The organism is Roseivirga sp. BDSF3-8 (assembly GCF_041449215.1).
Classification (GTDB): Bacteria; Bacteroidota; Bacteroidia; order Cytophagales; family Cyclobacteriaceae; genus JBGNFV01.
The window spans coordinates 3,495,332-3,515,961 of record NZ_JBGNFV010000001.1 but is presented as its reverse complement, the minus strand read 5'-3'; the positions used below and the strand labels follow the sequence as shown (position 1 = coordinate 3,515,961).

The window sequence follows — 20,630 nt, the reverse complement described above, 5'->3', positions numbered from 1 at the left end:
TTGTCTGTATCCTTACTCTTGGCATTGCTTCCAAAAGGTTATATTTGCCTGCAAATAATGACTGTGCTTTGCTGAAAGTGGTAAGTGGCCGGCCCGATGTGGTAGTAATCATTCCGGCTTTTAACGAGGAGAATTCTGTAGGGAAGGTGGTGCGTGATATTCCTGCCGGACTGGTACGGGAGGTAGTAGTGGTAAACAATGCCTCTACGGATCAGACCAGAAGATCAGCCACAGAAGCAGGGGCGACGGTAATAGACCAGCCTCAGAAGGGATACGGAATTGCCTGCCTTACCGGCATGGCCTATGTGGAAAAGATGGGCAGGAAGCCGGATATAATTGTGTTCGTAGATGCTGATTACAGTGACCATCCTGAAGAGATGCCGGCCCTTATAGCGCCGATTTCACAAGGTAATGCTGACATGGTGATTGGCTCACGGGCTTTAGGGCAGCGCGAGAAAGGGTCTATGACACCTCAGCAGGTATTTGGAAACTGGCTGGCAACCAGCCTGCTACGTTGGCTATATGGCACCAGATTTAGTGACCTGGGTCCGTTCCGGGCCATTCGCTACAGCTCTCTGCTAAGGCTGGGGATGGCTGACAAAAACTATGGATGGACGGTAGAAATGCAGCTTAAGGCGGCCAGGAAGAACCTTCGATGCACGGAAATACCTGTCACCTACCGAAAACGTATAGGAAAATCGAAGGTATCCGGCACGGTAAAAGGAACGGTCATGGCAGGCTATAAAATACTTTATACCATTGCTAAATATCTGTAAATGGAATATATCGTTGTTACGGGATATTTACTGGCGCTTACTTATATATGTGCCTTCAGCCTGGGCCAGCTACACCTGACCTATCTGTACCTGAAGGGCAAAAAAATACCGACTCATCCCCCACTTCTGCCTGAGGAATGGCCAGTAGTAACGGTACAGCTACCTGTTTACAATGAGAAATATGTAGTGGAAAGGCTAATCGATTGCGTGGCTTCATTTGATTACCCTACAGACAAGCTGGAGATTCAGGTGCTGGATGACAGTACAGATGAAACTACTGAACTAATTGCTGAACGGATAAAATACTGGCAGGCCAGAGGGGTGGAGATTCACCTTGTACGTCGCCCGGACCGTAAGGGCTTTAAAGCCGGAGCCCTGCAATATGGCCTGGAAAGGGCAAAAGGGCAGTTTATCGCGATATTTGACGCGGATTTTCTACCGCAAAAAGGCTTTTTGAAAAGCACTATCCCGTATTTTAATAATGAAAATACAGGGGTAGTTCAGACAAGGTGGGGGCATATCAATGAGACGTTCAGCTTGTTTACGCGTCTGCAGGCCTTCGGGCTGAACGCGCATTTTTCTATAGAACAAAGCGGACGCAGCCAGGCGGGTAGTTTTATTAACTTTAACGGCACGGCCGGTGTGTGGCGCAAGCACTGTATTGTAGATGCGGGGGGCTGGAGCGATGACACGCTCACTGAAGACCTTGACCTGAGTTATCGCGCTCAGTTCAGAGGGTGGCACTTCGAATACCTTGAAAAGGTGGTATCTCCTGCAGAACTGCCTGTACTTATGTCGAGCATAAAAAGCCAGCAGTACAGGTGGAATAAAGGGGCAGCGGAGACTGCCCGGAAGAACATTAAGAAGCTATGGCGATCCTCATTGCCTCTGACCAACAAACTGCATGCTTTTTTCCATCTGTTTAATAGCTCGATCTTTCTGGCAGTCCTGCTTTCAGCGCTATTCAGCATCCCCATGCTATTTGTCAAGGCGGGTAACCCTACGCTGAATTTTCTTTTTGATCTGGGTACGGTATTTCTGGCGGGATTCTTTGCCATCGGTTTCTTTTATTGGGTGGCGGTAAAAAACACCCTGGCGCCCGGCTTTTCAGGAGGCTGGCAATCGATGGGCTATTACGTGCGCTACTTTCCTTTATTCCTTACTGTGAGTATGGGGCTTAGCCTGCACAATACTATTGCGGTACTCGAAGGATTGGCGGGTATACGCACTCCTTTTATCAGAACACCTAAGTTTAATGTTTCTAATAAAAAGGACTCCCTCAGAAAAAATATCTATGTCAAAAATAACCTCACTATGAGCACTGTAACTGAGGGTTTACTTGGTTTATACTTCCTCTTTGGCGTAGCTGCCGGTTTTTATCTCAAGGATTATGGCCTGCTTTTGTTTCACCTGATGCTCTCCGGGGGATTCATGACTGTATTCTACCAAAGCATACGAAAAGTAAATTATGCAGCAGGGTAGGCATAATCGCCTCATCGATGCCCTGCTGGCATTCCTGTCGCTGACGGGCTACCTGCTTCTTGGCTATTTTACAGAGCGCCATCAGACTACGCAACTCCTTCTCTCCTATTTCACCTTGTATATTGCTTACATCATTCTTTGCTACCGTACGCGGTATGACCGCTCGTATACCTGGCAGATGTTGCTGGCTCTGGCTTCGCGGCTATGTCTCATAGTCGCAGTCCCTTCACTGTCTGATGATGTCTATCGTTTTATCTGGGACGGGGAGCTACTGGCTGCCGGCTTTGACCCGTTTGCTGAGACCCCACAGGCTTATGCTGAACAGGGCCTTTTAGATAACAATGATAAGCTCGCCCGGCTCTATCCATTGCTCAACTCCCCCGCCTATTTTACAATTTATCCTCCGCTCTGCCAGCTAATCTTTTACCTTTCGTCCATACTAAGTCCTACCAGTATTTTTGGCAGTATAATCGTTATACGCCTGTTTATTTTACTTGCAGAAGGCATTACTCTTTATTTTCTTCCCCGCCTCTTAAAAAAACATGGCCTGGCTGAGCGTATTTCACTGGTGTATGCGCTAAATCCTCTGGTGATATTAGAGCTTACGGGTAACCTACACTTCGAAGCATGGGCGGTAGCCGGATTAATAGCATGCCTTTATTTCTGGAAAATAAAGAAGAATATTCCTGCCAGTTTTGCGGTGGCAGCAGCTATACTGGCCAAACTTCTGCCTCTTATCACACTACCTCTCTTTCTGCGCAGGGCTTCTTTTATCCGGCTGGCGCTTTTCTTTGGTTCTATCGGCATGATCATACTTCTGGTGCTTATCCCTTACCTGGACAGCGATTTATTAAGGGGCATGCAGGAAAGCACCAGTTTATATTTTAATCGGTTTGAATTCAACGCCAGCCTGTATTATGTAATCCGTACAATAGGCTACTGGTACAAAGGGTACAATATTATCGGGGTAGCCGGAACAGCGCTGGCCCTGGTGGCCGGGGTGGGGATATTAATCTATACCCTGGTAGAGAACCGGCTTAAAACCAGCCTGCCTCTGGCTATGATGTGGGTATATGCACTGTATTACCTTTTTGCCACTACGCTGCACCCCTGGTATGTGATCATGCTGATTCCTCTTTGCCTTTTCGGCAGGTGGCGGTTTCCTGTACTTTGGACGGGCATGGTATTCCTGACCTATTCAGGATATACTGCCACGGGCTTTAAAGAAAACCTGTGGCTTACCGCCCTTGAGTATATTGTAGTCTTTGGGTGGCTGCTCTATGAGGGGGTCTGGGACAGGATGAGGGGCGACTGGAGACTATGGGAAAAGTGGATTTAGAAAGATCGGCTTCAGGGGTTTAATACGGGCTGTGAATTATTGGCCTTTTTAAACTCGACAAAAAAGGTGGCTCCCTGTTCTTTTTTAGACTGCACCCATACTTTGCCATCCATGGCATCTACGTATTTTTTTACAATAGACAGCCCCAGGCCCGTACTGCCTTCGCTATCGGTGGGTTTGGCTGTAAGACGCTGAAACTTACCGAATAACTTCTTTTTGTCCTGATCCGTAAACCCGGGACCCTGGTCCTGAACACCAATAACTACGGTATCATCCGACTCGCGTACAAATACACGCACGTGCTTATTAGTAGGGCTAAACTTAATCGCATTGGATATCAGGTTCTCTAATATCTGTTGGGTAAATCCGCGATCCACCACACAGTTATAACTGCCTGGTGGGGTCTCGCATTCGATACTGATATTTTTACGCATGGCCATATTGCGGAAGTCATCCGTAACATTCCGGGCCAGGCCGCTGATTTCAGTCTCCTCCAGGTGAAGATTACTTACACTAGCCTCTATCGCCTTTGTTTCCAGTATCTTATTGATCATACCGCTCAAACGCTTCGAACTGGACTCGATCTTATCAAGGCACTTAGCCTGGTTAGGGAGCAAATTCTCTCCCCCTTCCAGCCTGATCAGGTTCACTAGTCCCATAATCTGGTTCAGGGGGCTCTTCAGATCATGGGCTACGATTCCTATCAGGTAGTCCTTTTCTTTATTGGTCTCATCCAGCTCATGGTTCTTTCGCTCCAGTTCCGAGTTTTTGCGCTCGATCGAACGCTTTTGCATCTCGATTTCCTCCTTTTGCTTAGCTATCTCCTCATTCTGCAGTTCCAGCTTTTTATTCGCAAACTGTTTTTGGTTGGTAATCCTGAATAATACAATTACCAGTCCCATAATGAAGAGGAGGCTGCTAAGCAAAAAGTAATTCGTGAATTCTTCTCCGGATATAGTATTTCCCGGCTGGCCATCGGAAATTGGGAAGCCGTTCACCATATTGTAATCCATATCCTCAGGCCGGGATATTTCTGGCTGTGCCGGTGGTAGCGATTGGTTTTTCTGTGTAGCACCAGCCCCTTCCGTAATGGGTGATATAGTCCCCCCTCTGCTACTCTCCACATAGGATTGCAAAAATTGATAGGCCCTGGGGTAATTTTTTTGTTCCTCGTAACTTTTAGCCAGCAGCAAGTAAGCTTTTAGCAGACCGGGTTTATTCTGCAGACTATCCGCAATAGCTGCACTTTCCATAAGGTAGGGAACTGCTTTGCGGGGTTGTTCCGGTAGATAAGTGGAGGCGAGGTTTTGGAGAAGGTCTACACGCGCGTTAATCTTCTCTTTTTCAGGAAGCACCTGCAATAGACTGTCTACAATAGAGTATGAAGACCCTATGCTCACCAATGGGATCATCAGCAGCCAGAAACAACAGGTAAATACCCTAGTGGACTTTATGATAGTGGTTCTCCTAAACATACTTAATTGCTGGCCGACCTTATAAAGATATATAAATAAAATTAAACATTAATAAGACGATAGTGCATTAAACTTATTGTATTTACATTTAGCATACTGATAATGACGACCTTAATAGCCTTTATTTAAAGAATTAATTTATTAGAAAATTTTTCCTTTCCCAGCACTTAATTTAAAGTCCTTAATTGCAGGCTAATACCTAAAATATTGATTTTGTCCACGTATTCCAACTATAACTACAGTATAAAAACAAGGTTTTTGACTTTTATTAATACATATTGAATTTGAACTTTTCCAATAACCTAACCCATATAAAGCTCCCAGGTTTAGTTTTATACTGGATATATTTACTAATCACCTTATTGAGTGCCTGTTCGGACCCGGAGCCATATGCCATTATGACGCATATGATGGCCAGCGAAACGGTTCCTCTTATGAAGGGGGATAAACTAGACTCTTTGTATGACTCCGACGCCTCATTGAAAATTTTTGATACGCGAACCAGGGAGGAATTTGAAATCAGTCGCTTACCAGGAGCGGTATGGATTGGTGATGGAGATACCATTCCTCCTCATAACCCGGATGACTCTGTACCCGTTGTGGTTTACTGTAGTATCGGATATCGAAGCGGGCTGGCGGGTGAACGGTTGCTTGACTCAGGATATAGTGAGGTATATAATCTTGAAGGCGGAATCTTTCATTGGGTCAATGCCGGCAAAAAACTGATGAACAGCCATGGGGCGCCCACGGATACGATACATGGATACAGCCCTTTGTGGGGCTCATGGATAAACCAGGGGGTGGTAGTATATGAGTAATAAGGCACTTATCGTTTTTATTAAAAATATCGTAAACAATAATGTTAAAACCAGACTTGCCGCAACGGCAGGGCATCCGGCAGCACAAAAGGTGTACCGTATACTGCTTGATCGTACGCGCGAGGCCACAAGGGAGACGGGTGCAGATGTAACAGTGTATTACACCCACGAGGTATTGCCAGAGGATGAATGGTCTGCAGAAGGCTGCAAACAAGCGCTGCAGTCACCGGGTGACCTGGGCACCCGAATGAAGGCAGCTTTTACGGACCAGTTCGATCAGGGGTATGAAAAAGTAGCCATTATTGGCAGTGACTGTCCGGAGCTGGACAGCTCCACGATCCGCAAAGCCTATGAAATGCTGGATAAATATGATGTGGTGCTGGGCCCTAGTGAGGACGGAGGGTATTACCTGCTGGCGATGAAAAGCCTGCATGAGTGGCTTTTTCAAAATAAGGAATGGAGTACAGAAAGTGTACTGCAGGATACGCTGGAAGACCTGAGAACTACAGGCAGAACTGTGGGGTTATTGCAGACTATGAATGATATAGACACGGAAGAAGACTTGAAAAGTAGTGCCCTGGCCTGGGTGCTGAATGCAGCAGCCGGGAAAAATAGTGAGCGGACATGATAAGATATTTGATAATACTACTGGCTGGATTATGGTTGATGAGTGGTTGCTCAGATGATATGGGCAATCCGCTGGCAGTCGTGCAGGAAGAGTCGCTCTCAGTAACAGATAAAAACTGGGCTGACTCGAGTCTTTGGGACGACGGTAAGGCTGAGGTGGCTATCTATGCAGCAGAGAGGCCCATTTATAACAAGAAGCGTGAGTTTGACTATGTATATATCCTGGTAAAAGAGACATTTAATGCAAAATATAATACCAAAACGGAGAGCTATGAGAGAGAGGATCTGTTTGAAGTGATGAAGGTAAATAAGTTTGCGAGGATTGAGACTGACAAATACCCCTATCACTTTCTCACAAGTATTTTCACTAAGAGAAAAATGCCCGGCAACCTGCACAAAATGACCCATAGCTCGCAGGAATGGTGTGGCAATACGTATAAAGAATTCAGGAAGGAAAAAAGCTCCTACGTATATAATTACAGTAGCTACTGGGATGGCCAGGGAAATGGCAATCTACTGCTACCTGGTAATGTATGGTTTGAAGACCAGCTCAGTTACACGCTCAGAGCTCTGGATTTCAAAGACGGTATGACGTTCGAGAAGCAAATAGTACCCTCACAGGTAAGTAATAAGGCTGGTGAACCCAAGGTAAAAAAAGCCACTATCAGAATCACACGGTCAAAAGAGGGGGATATCAATGGTGCGGCACGCTACATACAGGAGGCAGGTATCTGGCGGGTGGAAGTGGAGATGGGCAGAAGTGAAACGCTGGTGTATTGGTTTGAGGACATTTACCCCAATATACTTATCAAGAAAACCACGTGGGACGGCCGCAACTTATTACTGAAATCTATAGACCGACAGGCGTACTGGGAGCACTAGGCATGAACATGCCCTGCCAGGTGCCTGAGCTTTTCTAGATCGCGGTACAAAATCCTTCTTCGGTCGAACGTTATTAGATTTTTATCTCTTAAGTCATTCATTGTTGTCGTTACCGTTTGCCGGGAAGTACCGGTAAGGGAAGCGATGTCTTTGTGGGTGTAATGATTTCGTACCACTACCTCAAAGCCAGCTTTTTGCCCCTTTTCTTCGGCAAGATCCAGCAGAAACTCCACGATACGGGTACGGGCATCTTTAAATATCAGGTTTTCGATTCGTCTCTCCAGCTTTTTAAGCCTGAAGCCAATTAGCTTGAAAATCTTCATATTCAGTGGCTTATGCTCAGCCATCAGCTCGTGCATGTCCTCTATGGTCATTGGACACACCGCTGTGTCCTCGTCCATCGCGAGGGCATAATCGGACCGGCTCTCTTCGCCCGCCAGCGCCATTTCCCCAAATATTTCCCCCTTGCCCAGGATAGCCTTGGTAAGTTCTTTACCGGCCGGGGTATGGCCGCCTATTTTCACTCTCCCTTTCGCTATAAGGTAAATATACCGGCTAGGCTGATCAGAAAAATAAACGTAGTCTCCCTTTCTGTAATGAGTGAACGTGTGGCGCTCGGCCAGGCCAGCTACCCGGTGAGGACAAAGCAGCTCATACATGTCCACACTTTCAAAATACCAAAGCTTGCTTTGGGCACTCATAGTATAAGGAGATTATTTTGGAAAAGATGCATTTAAAACCATACCCATTTTACGATATCCGGTACATTTTAGTTTAATTGGACCGGCAACTATCTACTTTATGGACAACTCAACTCCATTTATCACTGACCTTTACATTTATCCTGTAAAATCGCTTGGGGGCATACGTCTAAAAAAGAGCGAGGTCACGCCCCGTGGCCTGGCGTATGACCGGCGATGGATGCTGGTAGACCGCTCAGGGCTGTTTATGTCACAGAGAAAAACACCTCGGATGGCTTTGATCAAGCTGAGGCAGACGGAGGAAGGCTTTGAGGCATACCTTGACTCCGGAGAGCTGGCGCCTTTTAAGATCCCCTACCTTCCAGAAACTAACGAATTGGTGCCGGTGAAAGTACAGGTATGGGATGACGAAGTCCAGGCCCGGAGAGTAGGCAAGGAGGCTGATGAGTGGTTTACTCAGGTGCTAGGCCTGCGCTGTAGCCTCGTGTATATGCCGGATTCCTCTAACCGACTTGTGGAAACTGCCTACGCAAAAAGTGGTGAGCAGGTTAGTTTTGCCGATGGGTACCCCTACCTGATCATAGGTCAGGCCTCTCTGGATGACCTCAATAGCCGGATGGAAGAGGCATTACCTATGGACCGCTTCAGGCCGAATATTGTGTTTGGCGGTACGGAACCATTTGCGGAAGACAGGTGGAAACATTTCAAGATCAACGGCATTTTGTTTCATGCCGCCAAGCCCTGTGCACGATGTGTGCTGACTACGGTAAACCAAAAAACGGCTGAAAAAGGCCCTGAGCCGCTTACGACGCTGGCTACCTATCGCCGCAAAGACAACAAGATACTCTTTGGTCAAAACCTGCTACACCGGGGGGACGGGGAACTGAAGGTGGGGGACACGATCACAGTCAGTGAGTACAAGGAGGCAGAGCTATGAAAGTACTTATGCTCACCGGTCCGAAGGGGGCAGGCAAAACGACGCTCCTGCTTGAGTGGCTACAGGACAATGAGGCTGGCGGGATACTAAGCCCGGTGGAGGACGGAAAACGGGCATTTGTATCAATCAGCAGCGGCCTGGCATGGCCTATGGAGGCAGGGCCGGAGGAAAAGGGAACAGTGAACGTAGGCCGCTATGCCTTTTCACAAGCGGCGTTCGACCAGGCCGTGGCGACACTGCTCTTTGACCTGCGGGCTGGAAACTACCCCATCATCATTGATGAAGTGGGACCGCTGGAGCTACGCGGAGAGGGTCTGCACAAGGTATTAATGAAAATAACCGGATCAGATAAAGTCCCGTCCCTGATTTTGGTGGTGAGGGAAGGACTTACCGAAGAAGTCAAAAAAGCCTATTTTGAAGGCGCTGATGGGGTGGATGTGGCTTCCATAGAAAAATTTAAAGAAAAAGCCCGTTCTTTAAAACGGGCTTTTCAGTAGTCCTCTTCATTTCAGCAATTAAATATCTTATTCAGGCTGTAAGCGTGATATTGCTGTTTTACGGGCAAAATATAGGTCAATCCTTTTTTATCTCAAAGTAACTGTTGCAACATCTTTTAGATAATTACTTATGACCTGTGGCAAAGACTGGTATTTTAGCCCTTGCTCCTTATTTTTGCCTCAAATTGCCGCGTATGGATTTTCGTTACCTTCTGGCTCTCCACATCATCTTTATCGTTACCTGGTTTGCCGGCTTGTTTTATATAGTCCGGCTGTTTGTGTACCAGACTGAGGCATATGATAAGCCGGAGGAGGCGCGCAAGGTATTGCTGCCACAATATAAGCTCATGAGCAAAAGACTGTGGTATGGCATCACCTGGCCATCAGCTATACTAACCCTGGTATTCGGCCTTAGCATTGTGTACACTAAGTACCTCACTTACGGCATTACTATACCCGCCTGGCTATGGGTAAAATTCAGTCTGGTCTTTCTGCTTTATGCTTACCACTTTGCCTGCCACTACCTTTTTAACCGGCTTATGCAGGACCGTCCGGCTATGTCTGCACAAAAATTACGGGGTTGGAACGAGGTGGCTACCATATTTCTTATTTCCATTGTATTTCTCGTGAAGCTGCAAAGCTCATTGAGTATGCTTTGGGGTATTATCGGACTACTAGTGTTTACGGCTGTGCTGATGGCAGCCATTAAATTATACAAGCGATCACGTGAGGGAAAAGGGTGAACTTTCCTACGGTGCCATACGTCCTTTTACTGATAAACAGAATCGAAGAAGCCTTTATGAGAACGACATTTTTGCTGCTACTAACCGCCACTACTGCGACGATGACAGGGTGCGGTAAAGGAAAGATGGATCAAGGGGATGCCGCCTTACCTATCTATAGTCCGATGAGTGTAGAACAGCGGGAGGTAGAGGGACAGGTAGTGAGGGATACGGTATATGATACCATAGACGATTTCGCTTTTGTAAACCAGGATAGCATGGTGGTGACTAATGCTACGGTAGACGGGAAGATCTATGTGGCAGACTTCTTTTTTACCAGCTGTACCACTATCTGCCCTAAAATGAAGCAGCAGATGGTACGGGTATATGACCGCTATAAGGGTAACGAAGAAGTAGCCTTGCTAAGCTTTAGCATAGACCCTGAATATGACACGGTAAACCTGCTGAACAACTACGCGGAAGCTCTGGGAGTGTCTTCTGACACGTGGCACTTTCTGACGGGCGAAAAGGAAAAAATTTATGAGATAGGCCAGGGCAGCTTCCGTGTAACAGCAAAGGAGGATCCGACAGCCCGGGACGGTTTTTTGCACAGCGGAGCCTTTACGCTGGTAGATAAAGAAGGACGCGTCCGGGGCTATTATGATGGTACGGTACCGGAGGAGGTAGATAAGCTGATAGACGATATGGCGCTTCTGCTGAAAGAATATCGACCTGCCCGGAAAGACAGTAACTCATGATAAAATCAGTACTATTCTTTCTGATCGCCATAGCTGTCTTAATAATGACTTCCTGCGGCGACAATAGGGAATCTGGCCAGGTGGAAAACCTGAATGGAGCTGAAGACCCGGCAGAGCAACGGCGAACGACCATTCGTATGCGCCAGTATAAGATCCAGGGCAAGACACTCTATAATACGGAGTGTGCCCAGTGTCACCAGGAAGACGGAAGTGGCTTTGCTCAATTATACCCTCCGCTGAAAGACTCTGATTACCTGCAAGAGAGCCCTGGGCGCACTATTTGTCTGATAAAAAATGGCCTATCGGGAGAAATAACAGTGAATGGGAAAACATACAGCCAGGCAATGCCGGCGCACGATCTCCTTACAGACCTGGAAATAGCTGAAATAATGACCTACCTGTATACGGAATGGGGCACTCCCGACCAGCAAAGGTTATACCCTGTAAAAGAGGTGACGTCCGTGCTGCAAAACTGCAGCGAGTAATTTAGCGCAATAAGTACGACTAGGTGAAATTCTACCTACGCGCTGACTAGTGCAGCCTCATAGGTATTTCCTGACCGGCCAGATGCCTTTTCAGGTCCATGATGTCTATTTCACGAAAGTGAAAAATGCTTGCCGCCAGGGCCGCATCTGCCTTACCGGCGGTGAATACATCGCTGAAGTGCTCCATGGTACCGGCTCCACCCGAGGCGATAACGGGAATAGTTAGCATGCCGGAGATTGCCGCCGTAAGTTCATTCGCAAAACCAGCTTTGGTACCATCATGGTCCATACTGGTGAGGAGGATCTCCCCTGCCCCGCGTTGTTCCACTTCTTTGGCCCAAGCTATAGTTTCCTTTTCAGTAGGCGTGCGCCCGCCATGGGTGTGCACCACATGTTTATCATCTACATAGCGGGAATCTATGGCAACTACAATGCACTGGCTGCCAAACTCTCTGGCAAGCTCATCTATAAGTTCCGGTTTGCGAACAGCGGCTGAGTTTACTGATACTTTGTCTGCACCGGCACTTAGCATAGCAGAAACATCCTCTACAGAGGAGATTCCTCCACCGACGGTAAAGGGTATATTGACATTGGCAGCGACACGGCGAACCAGGTCAACGAGGGTCTTACGCTTTTCTACCGTAGCCGTGATGTCCAGAAATACCAACTCATCGGCCATGTTCTCTGCATAGAGCTTTCCGAGCTCCACAGGGTCGCCGGCATCGCGCAGGCTCACAAAGTTTACACCTTTAACGGTACGGCCATCTTTTACATCCAGGCAGGGAATAATACGCTTTGTAAGCATGGTTATGATTTGATAATTCTTTGCTCTAACTCCTTAAGGCTTATACGCCCTTCATAAATGGCCTTGCCTATGATCACTCCGAACACGCCTACATCTTCCAGTGCATCCAGATCCTGTGAGCCACTTACCCCGCCACTGGCTATCAGTTTATATTCTGGCTCGCGTTCAAGCATTTCTTTATAAAGATCGGTGGCAGGCCCTTGCAGCAAACCGTCCTTACTTACGTCTGTACAGATAGTATAGCAGGCTCCCGCCTCCCGGTAATCAGCCAGAAAATCGAAGAGGTCGAGCGTGGTCTCTTCCTGCCAGCCGCTCACGGCAATATTACGGCCTTTTACATCCGCACCAAGTATAATTTTTTCGGGCCCATGACTTTGCAGCCACCCCTTGAATACGGCCGGATCTTTTACGGCAATACTGCCGCCGGTCACCTGCTTTGCACCACTTTCAAAAGCGATCCTGAGGTCTTCATCGGTTTTTACTCCCCCACCAAAGTCAATGTGGAGGCCGGTTTTAGTGGCTAGCTTTTCCAGTACTTTATGGTTGACTATATGCCTTGCTTTAGCTCCATCCAGATCTACCAGATGCAGCCGGCGAAGGCCGGCATCCTCAAATTCCTGGGCTACTTCCAGCGGGTCTTCATTGTAAACCTTCTTCTGGTCATAATCACCCTGGGTAAGGCGCACACACTTACCGTCAATAATATCTATAGCAGGTATGATCTCCATATTTGTCAAAGGGATAAGAAGTTTTCGAGCATAATGGCCCCGTCTTTACCGCTTTTTTCGGGGTGGGCCTGTATTGCATAGTAATTATCTTTTTGCAGGGCGGCACTAAAGGGGAGTATGTAATTGCTTTCTGCCACCGTATCAGGGCCTGTCTCGCAGTAGTAGCTGTGCACGTAGTACACAAAAGGGTCTTCGGGCAACCTCTCAAAAAGGGGGCCTTTAAGATTATCCAGGCGGTTCCAGCCCATATGCGGTACCTTTTCCCTGGGAGGGAATTTCTTAACCGCCAGATCGAATATGCCAAGGCAATCGGTGTTACCTTCTTCACTATGACGGCACATAAGCTGCTGGCCTATGCATATGCCAAGAACAGGCTGGGTCATTTCCAGCAGCAACTTATCCAGTTCACGTTCCCGCAGGTAGCGCATGGCATTGCTGGCTTCTCCCTGGCCGGGAAAAATCACCTTATCTGCTTTAAGCAGGGTTTCGCGGTCATCTGTCAGTACCGGATCCACTCCCAGCCTTTGCAAGGCATAGATCACAGACTGCACATTGCCCGCATTATATTTAAGTATTGCGACGTTCATATTCCAAAAAAAAGTGACGCCCGTCTGCATAAGCAGCGACGGACGTCACGAAATTAGAAAATTTCAACCGAAAGCAAGGATAGAAAATTGGGTTAAATCCGCTCAGCAGATTACCTGGCTACTTCGGCTGGCACTTCATTGACCATTTCTTCCAGAAGGCGCTCTATTTCAGGCATGCTCTGGTATAATTCCTCGTATGAGTCAATGATAAAGTATTTTTCCTGGAAAACATCTTTTCTGTAAGGGGTACGCAGGATCTGCTCCACGTTGTAAGTCAGATGTTCCGGCTCGCTGGACAGACTGTATTTGGTCTCGCCACCGGAGCTAAGGATACCGGCACCGTAAATCCGCAGTTCGCCGTTTTCACGGATGAGGCCAAACTCTACAGTGAACCAGTAGATTCGGCTCAAAAGCTGGATCGCCCAGTCATTACCAACATATTTCTGCCCCAGTTTACTTAGAGACTGCAGGAAGTCTACAAAGGGCTGGTTAGTCAGTAAGGGGATATGACCGAAAACATCATGAAACATATCGGGCTCCTGCAGGTACTCTAGCTGCTCCATTTTACGCAACCAGGTAGTAGCAGGGAATTTACGGTCTGCCATCAGGTTAAAGAACAGCTCGTCCTCCACGATTCCTGGCACTGCATACACTTCCCAGCCGGTCATCTCCTTCAGAATCTTATTTGTATGTTCGAAGTTAGGGATACGATCCGCTGTAAAGTGGATTTTATCCAGGCCAGCCATAAATTCTGAAGTGGCTGCCTTGGGCAGGTTCACTATCTGTCTATCGAAAAGGATCTTCCAAACCTCAAAATCTTCGGCAGTGTAATTTTCGTACTGTTGTCTCATGACTCTCTTTGCATTTGGGGCATAAAAAAAGCCCGAATCCTTTCGGAATCGGGCTTTGTATGTTTAATAAATTAGTTCTCGGCTAACTGCACATACTACTACCATTCATCCGAAGAGAAGTCCGGCTGTGATAATAGTAGCAATAATATGTGGTGCAGATATTCATCGTGACAGCAAAGTACGAAAGGGATATTTACGATCAAAACATTTTTTTAACTATTGATAACGCAAGCCATGACCTGCTAGCACTGCTTATACCGCCATTCTCTTTTTTTAACTAAGATGGTTTACAATTAAAAACTGCCTCTGAATGAAGAAACAAGCATCTCGCATATTTCAATGCATTAAGAATTTTTTATGCGCGGGTAATGAAGCTGTACCTAAATTCCTAATTGACAGCGAAGAAGTGGCTGAATGACAAAATCACCGGTATCCGACTGAACTACAGCACACTTAAAAGTACACGGGAACTTCCTCTTCCGACATTTGGGGCTGGTAGCCGTGCTTTAGGGCCGGGGACCAGGCAGGACCCTGACGAATAAGGCGAATAGCCTCCATATCTAATGGCAAACCGGCAGACTTAATCACGCGGAAGTTACTTAACTCCCCGTATTTATTCACATCAAAGCGTATGATGGCCGGTCCATCGGTGGTATCAGTCTTCATCTGGTTATTCTCCTCCAGATACTCATCGTAAGCCAGGAGACCACCCTCCGGCATAGCCAGCCATTGACCGGCATCATAGGTATGTCTCATACCCTCATCGTCAATAGCTACTCCGCGGATTAACTCACCATCCTCATAAACTTCACGATAGTGCGGCCTTCCATCAGGGAAGAAGCCATTGGCCTGCCCATTTTGCTTTCCTTCAACAATTGGAGTCTTTGATTGCACATTACCATTCTCATGATAGCGTATATCCATACCTGCCCCTTCTTTCACTACTTCTTCCCCCTGTAGATTATACCCCCTGGTAATGATAGCACTTTGGGGCCCGAACTCATACAAATAAGCCAGTTGACCATTGGGATGAAAATCCTCCCACCAGCCTACTATATCATCATTCGCATACTGTCCGGCTTCGAGGTAGGTGCTATCTTCGGAATAGGTAAGAAAAACTCCGTGACGTTTATTATCCTTATAAGTCCCTTTCATTTGAATGGCTCCGGAGATATAATAGTCAGCCACATAGCCCTGCCAGCGCCCCAGACTGTCTTTGGTGCCTCTGCGGAAATAATAAGCAACAGCCATGTGATCGTCTGATATCGGACGCCAATCAGCATCATAATAGACTTCCACAGGCGTTAGTGATCCGGCAGAATCTGCTGGCTCTTCCGGCTGTTCATCTTTGGAGAGCGTGGCCAAAGGGTCAGGAAAGTACTCCAGGGCAGGGACCCTGCGCATACTATCTGATGTAATCCAAACACTGTCACGATAGCGATAGGTCTTTTGCTCGATCTCCATCACTGCGTAATCCAGCATCCTTTTGCGGAGAGACCAATAGCGATATAAAATAGCTGTATCGGAATGAATATAACCGGGTTTTGGTCTTGTGGCGCTCAAACTATCCAGTACCCTGGCGGGCATGGGGGCTACGTTTCTTATTGCTTCATACATCTCCTCTGCAGAGGTGTATTGGGCGTTTACCGTAGCAATAATCTTATTATCCACCTCACTCATGTACCTGAAAAAATGAAGGTAATGGACGGGGAAACGGGACAAACCGGTATATAGTAGTATAGGAATCACAATGGTGGCAAGGAAAATACTCGTGCTGAACCCAATATCACCTGTGCGATGGAAGAAACCTGCCCCTGCGGGTCTCTTTCTGGCGAGATAATAGAGGAAAACCCCGGTAATGAATCCCCCGGCATGGGCAAATATCCCTACTGGCAAAAAGATGGAAAATATTAGTGACACGACTAATACACCTATCGTAATGGCAACTTCACCTATAAGGAATCCTTGCGCAGCACTATTGATGCGACTGGTCTGGTGAAACCCAAACAGTCCAAAAATGGCTCCGCTGGCGCCGAGGCCCATGGTCATGGGGCTTGTATATAAAAATATGATAGCAGCCGTAAAACCACTAATGAAATAGACCAGAGCCAGAACTAAACCTCCCTGCCGACGCTCTATAAACTGACCTATTGTATAAAGGCTTATCATATTAAAAAACAGATGAAATACTCCATCATGTAGAAACATATGACTCAGCAGAGAAAAGGGTTGATCACCCAGGGTATAAGGAGCAAATAAGGCACCCGAGCCTAACACAGGGATCGGGTCAATATCCCCAAATTGACGCACCAGAAAAATAGAAACGATCAGATTGGTCCCAACCAGCAGAATGGTAAGCGGGGTAAACCGGGAGTTTTTCATGTATAATAGAACCTGATTGGCAATTTACGGAATCAGGGAAGTCGCAAAAGGCAGATGTAGTAAAAAAACTAGTTCTCCTGCATTTTTGGAGGGGAAGTTTCCTTTCGCTTGCCTCTTCTGTTTACGTCATACCAGGGAGCTATGGGTTCGCCTGCTCTGAAGGTTCCAGTCATATACAGCCGGCCTTTTTTATCGTAATACTGCCATTCGCCCTCGCGTTTGCCTGCTTTATACTGTCCCTTCTCGGCCAGTTGCCCATCAGGGTAGTAAAAAGTCCACTCACCGGCCTCTACCCCTCCGGCATAGTAGCCCCTCTGCACTACTTTGCCCGTTTCGTTGTAAAAAGTCCACTCACCTTCAGGCAAGCCATTCACATAGCTTCCCTCTCGTTTCAGCGTTTCGTCCTCATAATAAAACCGCCACATTCCCGAATAGGCATCCTGCTCATAGCTTCCCTCCTTTTCCTTATTCCCGCCAGGGTAGTAGTAGACCGCCTTACCTTCTAACATCTCCAGCCTGTACATTTCCTCAGCGATGAGGTCACCTGAAAAGCCATAGTACTGCTGTATACCGTGCAGAGAATCATCCCGGTAATGTAAACGGGCGCTGGGTGTGCCATCCGGATAATAATACACCCACAATCCTTCTTTAAGGCTGTCCAGAAGGCTTCCTTCTGCTCTCAGGCTGCTGTCCGGGTAGTAAAGCCGTACGTCCAGTGACTGAGCACAGAGAGGATAATAAGTCAGCCAACTAAGCAAAAAGGTCAGGCATACAAGGGCAGTAAGGTGAGAGATTTTTTGCAATGCCACACAGGTTTTCATGTATCTAATTTACCGGAGATTAAAGCCGTAAGAAATAATTCTCAGATTAATAATAAAAATTATTATCAAAATGTATTTTTACTGCCTGATTTTAACCACCTATTCAATTATTGCATTTGACCATGCACAACTATCGCTATGTCTGGCTATTGCTCACCATGCTTAGCCTGCCCTCCCTTGCCCTGGGCCAAAACCCCGCCCTGGACCGTGGCCCTGTTACTTCGGCCACGGCCCATACCACCACACTCACAGGAACGGATGCCATCATGGCTAATCCTGCGGGGCTTTCAGAGGCTGATGAGACTACCGCCCGGTTTACGGCCATTACCCGGTTTGGTGAGGCCGCATTTACTACCATGGGTGCTACGGCATTAATCGATTTCCGTCAGGCAAACCTGGAGATAGGTGCATCGCATTTCGGCGATGACGTATTTGGTATAGATCGAATTTCAATAGCAACAGGTCATAAATTAGGGATTGCTTCGCTGGGGGTACGCCTGCATGCTTTCACGTATCGTACTGAAGCTACCGGAAGTCGGACCATTCCTGTCTTTGAGGCAGGAGGTATTGCTGACCTATCCGAAAAGCTTTCGGTGGGCGCATGGATATTGAACCCCGGCCAGGCCCGGATTAGCGAGGCAGAGTATTTCCCCACGTTGATGAGCATGGGTATCACCTACAGGCTGGCAGGGTCACTGAGTCTCCTGGCTGAGGTAGAGAAAGACATTGACAGGTCTGCTGTAATTAAAGCAGGTTTGAATTATGTACTCAACGAATATGTGAGCACCATGATAGGTGTTCGGACTGAGGGGCACAGAATGAGCGCAGGACTGGCTTTTCACAAGCACAGCTTCTCTTTTCACTATGCCGGTATGTGGGCCGGGCTTCCCGGTTTCAGTCACCAGATTGCCTTGGATTACGCAATTGGTAAGCCATGAGGGTACTGTTCATGCTGCTAATAATGTTGCTTTCCTTAGCTGCGGCAGCACAGGAAAGCCCCATGGATACCTATTTCCAATCACTGGATGCCAGCCCGGTTGAGGAAGAAGCCATTTTTGAAACAGAACTGGCAGAAAACTGGTCCGGGATGCAGGTGGATATTAACCGTGCCGGATTGGATGACCTGCTGACTATACCCGGACTTAGTGAAAGCCAGGCCAGGGCCATCATTTATCACCGGGAGGTATTTGGGCCATTTTTATCACTTGAGGAGCTTCAAGTGATAGAAGAAATTGATCTGGCTGCCATTAAGCCCCTTCTACCCTTCCTGATGGTGAGAAAAACCCATCTGCTATATGACCCGAGGCCATTTAAGCAACGATTGAAAAGTGTGGAGAAGCGCTTTCTTATGAGAACAAGCTGGCGCCAGGAACGGGCAATAGGGTACACTGAAGAGGATGGGTATCTGGGTAATGGCCCCTCGGTTTATGCCAGATTACTACTACGACAGCCGCAGGACTTTAGTATTGGACTGGCGATAGAACAGGATGCCGGTGAACCGTATGGTATGAACGCTACACCTGCGCACCCTGGTGTGGATCAGGTCTCTGCTCACTTTATGATAGAAAACAGGGATAACATACAAAAACTGGTATTAGGCGACTTCCGGTATAACTCGGGGGCAGGCCTTGTTTTCGGTGGTGGGTTCCCTGGGGGAAAATGGCCGGCCGACCAGGGAAGGATACGGCCTGCCGCAGAGACGCTTATGCCCCATACCAGTGGACGTGAGGGACTGTATTTCAGAGGAGCAGGAATTAGTATAGGAAACAAAACCTGGCAAATGACCTCATTTGCTTCGGCCCGTTCTTTTGATGCAATGGTCATCCGGGACAGTACCGGAGTGTATGTTTCATCATTTACCGTACCTGGCTATCACCGGACATCAAATGAAATAGACCGTCGTGGCACGCTACCCATCTATACCGGGGGCATGTCTGTACAATACAATCCGGTAGATTACCCTTTTCGTATAGGCGTTACGCTAGCAGGTACTATACTTGGTCACGAACTTCGACCAAAGGAAAAGGTATATGACCCAACCCCATTTACCGGAGACCGCTGGGCACACTCAAGCATTTGGTACATGGGGCATCATAAAAAGCTATACTATTTCGGGGAAGTGGCAAAGGGCTATCCGGCGGGATTTGCAGCCTTATCCGGAGCGCTCTTTTCTTTTTCCAAAACAGAAGACCTTGCAGTAGTCGCCAGGCACTATACGAACGATTTTCAGAGCTTCTACGGACGCAGCTTTGGCGAAAGCAGTACGCTCAGCAATGAGTCCGGCATTTATACAGCCTTTCGTTTCTCACCGGCTCGCCGGATATCCGTACTTATCGGGGCAGACCATTTTGTGTTTCCTGATATTCGCTATAGAAGTTATACCCCTTCCCGGGGGCACGAATATGCCCTGTTGATTAGCCGGGAGAGCCGACACCTGCAGTACAGCCTAAGTTTCAGAGATAAAACCAAGCCACGCAATAACGCAGATACTGAATCGATAGAATATATCCCGGTAGACTTCCGGAAGCAGCAGGTAGCCCTGCGCCTGTCTTACGCACCTCGTAATAGTTTAATTACCTGGCAATCAAGAATATACTGGAACCGGACGTTACCTGAAAATTCATATGGATTCGGGGTATCGCAAGACCTCAGTGCTAACCGGGGTAAATGGTCTCTGTCCGGAAGGGTAGCACTATTTGATACGGATACCTTTGATAACCGTCTCTACCTGTACGAAAAAGATGTGTGGGGTGCTTTCAGCATTCCTATGTACTATGGCCGGGGTATGCGTACCTTCTTCATGATTAGGTACAAGGCTACCCGGCAGCTAAGCCTTTGGGCCAGAATGGGCCGGTTCCGGTATCGAGACAGGGAAATGATAAGTTCCGGTCTCAATAGTATTGAAGATGATAAAACGACGGACATCAGGTTACAACTTACCTACAGATGGTGGTAGG

Annotated in this window: 21 protein-coding genes; 13 read left to right on the top strand and 8 right to left on the bottom strand. The window is 47.4% G+C overall.

Going from position 1 to position 20,630, the window contains the following annotated elements; translation table 11 throughout:
* Positions 1 to 68 precede the first annotated feature (68 nt).
* From AB9P05_RS14935 to AB9P05_RS14925, 3 genes are read left to right on the top strand one after another with little or no spacing between them, the layout of a single operon-like run.
* A complete protein-coding gene (locus AB9P05_RS14935) occupies positions 69 to 776 on the top strand; it encodes a glycosyltransferase family 2 protein (RefSeq protein WP_371909634.1) in 708 nt (235 codons plus the stop codon).
* Positions 777 to 2,258, top strand: a complete 1,482-nt coding sequence (locus AB9P05_RS14930) for a cellulose synthase family protein (RefSeq protein ID WP_371909633.1) — start codon at positions 777 to 779, stop codon at positions 2,256 to 2,258. It begins immediately after the preceding gene.
* A complete protein-coding gene (locus AB9P05_RS14925) occupies positions 2,245 to 3,597 on the top strand; it encodes a hypothetical protein (protein WP_371909632.1) in 1,353 nt (450 codons plus the stop codon). The genes AB9P05_RS14930 and AB9P05_RS14925 overlap by 14 nt, the downstream gene beginning before the upstream one ends.
* Before the next feature lie 11 nt (positions 3,598 to 3,608).
* Here AB9P05_RS14925 and AB9P05_RS14920 read toward each other — a convergent pair whose 3' ends face one another.
* Positions 3,609 to 5,072, bottom strand: a complete 1,464-nt coding sequence (locus AB9P05_RS14920) for a sensor histidine kinase (RefSeq protein ID WP_371909631.1) — start codon at positions 5,070 to 5,072, stop codon at positions 3,609 to 3,611.
* A gap of 407 nt (positions 5,073 to 5,479) precedes the next feature.
* Between AB9P05_RS14920 and AB9P05_RS14915 the strand changes: the two genes are divergently transcribed.
* From AB9P05_RS14915 to AB9P05_RS14905, 3 genes are read left to right on the top strand one after another with little or no spacing between them, the layout of a single operon-like run.
* Positions 5,480 to 5,890, top strand: a complete 411-nt coding sequence (locus AB9P05_RS14915) for a rhodanese-like domain-containing protein (protein WP_371909630.1) — start codon at positions 5,480 to 5,482, stop codon at positions 5,888 to 5,890.
* Complete coding sequence (locus AB9P05_RS14910; protein ID WP_371909629.1) at positions 5,883 to 6,518, top strand: TIGR04282 family arsenosugar biosynthesis glycosyltransferase; 636 nt, start codon at positions 5,883 to 5,885, stop codon at positions 6,516 to 6,518. Before AB9P05_RS14915 ends, AB9P05_RS14910 begins: the two co-directional genes overlap by 8 nt.
* A complete protein-coding gene (locus tag AB9P05_RS14905; protein WP_371909628.1) occupies positions 6,515 to 7,399 on the top strand; it encodes a hypothetical protein in 885 nt (294 codons plus the stop codon). Before AB9P05_RS14910 ends, AB9P05_RS14905 begins: the two co-directional genes overlap by 4 nt.
* Here the strand turns inward: AB9P05_RS14905 and AB9P05_RS14900 are convergent.
* Complete coding sequence (locus AB9P05_RS14900; protein ID WP_371909627.1) at positions 7,396 to 8,100, bottom strand: Crp/Fnr family transcriptional regulator; 705 nt, start codon at positions 8,098 to 8,100, stop codon at positions 7,396 to 7,398. The genes AB9P05_RS14905 and AB9P05_RS14900 overlap by 4 nt on opposite strands.
* Positions 8,101 to 8,200: 100 nt before the next feature.
* On the opposite strand from AB9P05_RS14900, the gene AB9P05_RS14895 reads away from it, so the two are divergent.
* The 5 genes from AB9P05_RS14895 (at position 8,201) to AB9P05_RS14875 (ending at position 11,499) form a co-directional block, all read left to right on the top strand.
* Positions 8,201 to 9,037 (top strand): MOSC domain-containing protein, encoded by an 837-nt coding sequence (locus AB9P05_RS14895; RefSeq protein WP_371909626.1) that lies wholly within the window; start codon positions 8,201 to 8,203, stop codon positions 9,035 to 9,037.
* Entirely contained in the window at positions 9,034 to 9,534 is a 501-nt protein-coding gene (locus tag AB9P05_RS14890) for a nucleoside-triphosphatase (protein ID WP_371909625.1), read from the top strand. Before AB9P05_RS14895 ends, AB9P05_RS14890 begins: the two co-directional genes overlap by 4 nt.
* Before the next feature lie 194 nt (positions 9,535 to 9,728).
* Positions 9,729 to 10,277 (top strand): CopD family protein, encoded by a 549-nt coding sequence (locus AB9P05_RS14885; protein ID WP_371909624.1) that lies wholly within the window; start codon positions 9,729 to 9,731, stop codon positions 10,275 to 10,277.
* 56 nt (positions 10,278 to 10,333) lie between these two features.
* Positions 10,334 to 11,014, top strand: coding sequence for an SCO family protein (locus AB9P05_RS14880; RefSeq protein ID WP_371909623.1), 681 nt, complete (start codon positions 10,334 to 10,336; stop codon positions 11,012 to 11,014).
* Positions 11,011 to 11,499 carry a cytochrome c gene (locus AB9P05_RS14875; protein ID WP_371909622.1) on the top strand — a complete coding sequence of 163 codons (489 nt, stop codon included), beginning with the start codon at positions 11,011 to 11,013 and terminating at the stop codon, positions 11,497 to 11,499. The genes AB9P05_RS14880 and AB9P05_RS14875 overlap by 4 nt, the downstream gene beginning before the upstream one ends.
* Before the next feature lie 46 nt (positions 11,500 to 11,545).
* Here AB9P05_RS14875 and hisF read toward each other — a convergent pair whose 3' ends face one another.
* The 6 genes from hisF to AB9P05_RS14845 all read right to left on the bottom strand — a co-directional run bounded on the left by hisF (position 11,546) and on the right by AB9P05_RS14845 (position 17,673).
* On the bottom strand, positions 11,546 to 12,304 hold the full coding sequence (gene hisF / locus AB9P05_RS14870; RefSeq protein WP_371909621.1) for an imidazole glycerol phosphate synthase subunit HisF: 759 nt from the start codon (positions 12,302 to 12,304) through the stop codon (positions 11,546 to 11,548).
* 2 nt (positions 12,305 to 12,306) lie between these two features.
* Positions 12,307 to 13,032: a 1-(5-phosphoribosyl)-5-[(5-phosphoribosylamino)methylideneamino]imidazole-4-carboxamide isomerase gene (hisA, locus tag AB9P05_RS14865; protein ID WP_371909620.1), complete on the bottom strand. Its 726-nt coding sequence runs from the start codon at positions 13,030 to 13,032 to the stop codon at positions 12,307 to 12,309.
* Between the two features lie 5 nt (positions 13,033 to 13,037).
* A complete protein-coding gene (hisH, locus tag AB9P05_RS14860; protein ID WP_371909619.1) occupies positions 13,038 to 13,619 on the bottom strand; it encodes an imidazole glycerol phosphate synthase subunit HisH in 582 nt (193 codons plus the stop codon).
* 110 nt (positions 13,620 to 13,729) lie between these two features.
* Positions 13,730 to 14,470 (bottom strand): phenylalanine 4-monooxygenase, encoded by a 741-nt coding sequence (locus AB9P05_RS14855; RefSeq protein WP_371909618.1) that lies wholly within the window; start codon positions 14,468 to 14,470, stop codon positions 13,730 to 13,732.
* 453 nt (positions 14,471 to 14,923) lie between these two features.
* Complete coding sequence (locus AB9P05_RS14850; protein WP_371909617.1) at positions 14,924 to 16,852, bottom strand: rhomboid family intramembrane serine protease; 1,929 nt, start codon at positions 16,850 to 16,852, stop codon at positions 14,924 to 14,926.
* 68 nt (positions 16,853 to 16,920) lie between these two features.
* Positions 16,921 to 17,673, bottom strand: a complete 753-nt coding sequence (locus tag AB9P05_RS14845) for a toxin-antitoxin system YwqK family antitoxin (RefSeq protein ID WP_371909616.1) — start codon at positions 17,671 to 17,673, stop codon at positions 16,921 to 16,923.
* A gap of 122 nt (positions 17,674 to 17,795) precedes the next feature.
* Here AB9P05_RS14845 and AB9P05_RS14840 point away from each other — a divergent pair, with 122 nt between their 5' ends.
* Together AB9P05_RS14840 and AB9P05_RS14835 are read left to right on the top strand one after the other, a co-directional pair.
* Positions 17,796 to 18,611 carry a hypothetical protein gene (locus tag AB9P05_RS14840; protein WP_371909615.1) on the top strand — a complete coding sequence of 272 codons (816 nt, stop codon included), beginning with the start codon at positions 17,796 to 17,798 and terminating at the stop codon, positions 18,609 to 18,611.
* Positions 18,608 to 20,629, top strand: a complete 2,022-nt coding sequence (locus tag AB9P05_RS14835; protein WP_371909614.1) for a helix-hairpin-helix domain-containing protein — start codon at positions 18,608 to 18,610, stop codon at positions 20,627 to 20,629. Before AB9P05_RS14840 ends, AB9P05_RS14835 begins: the two co-directional genes overlap by 4 nt.
* Position 20,630: the final 1 nt, after the last annotated feature.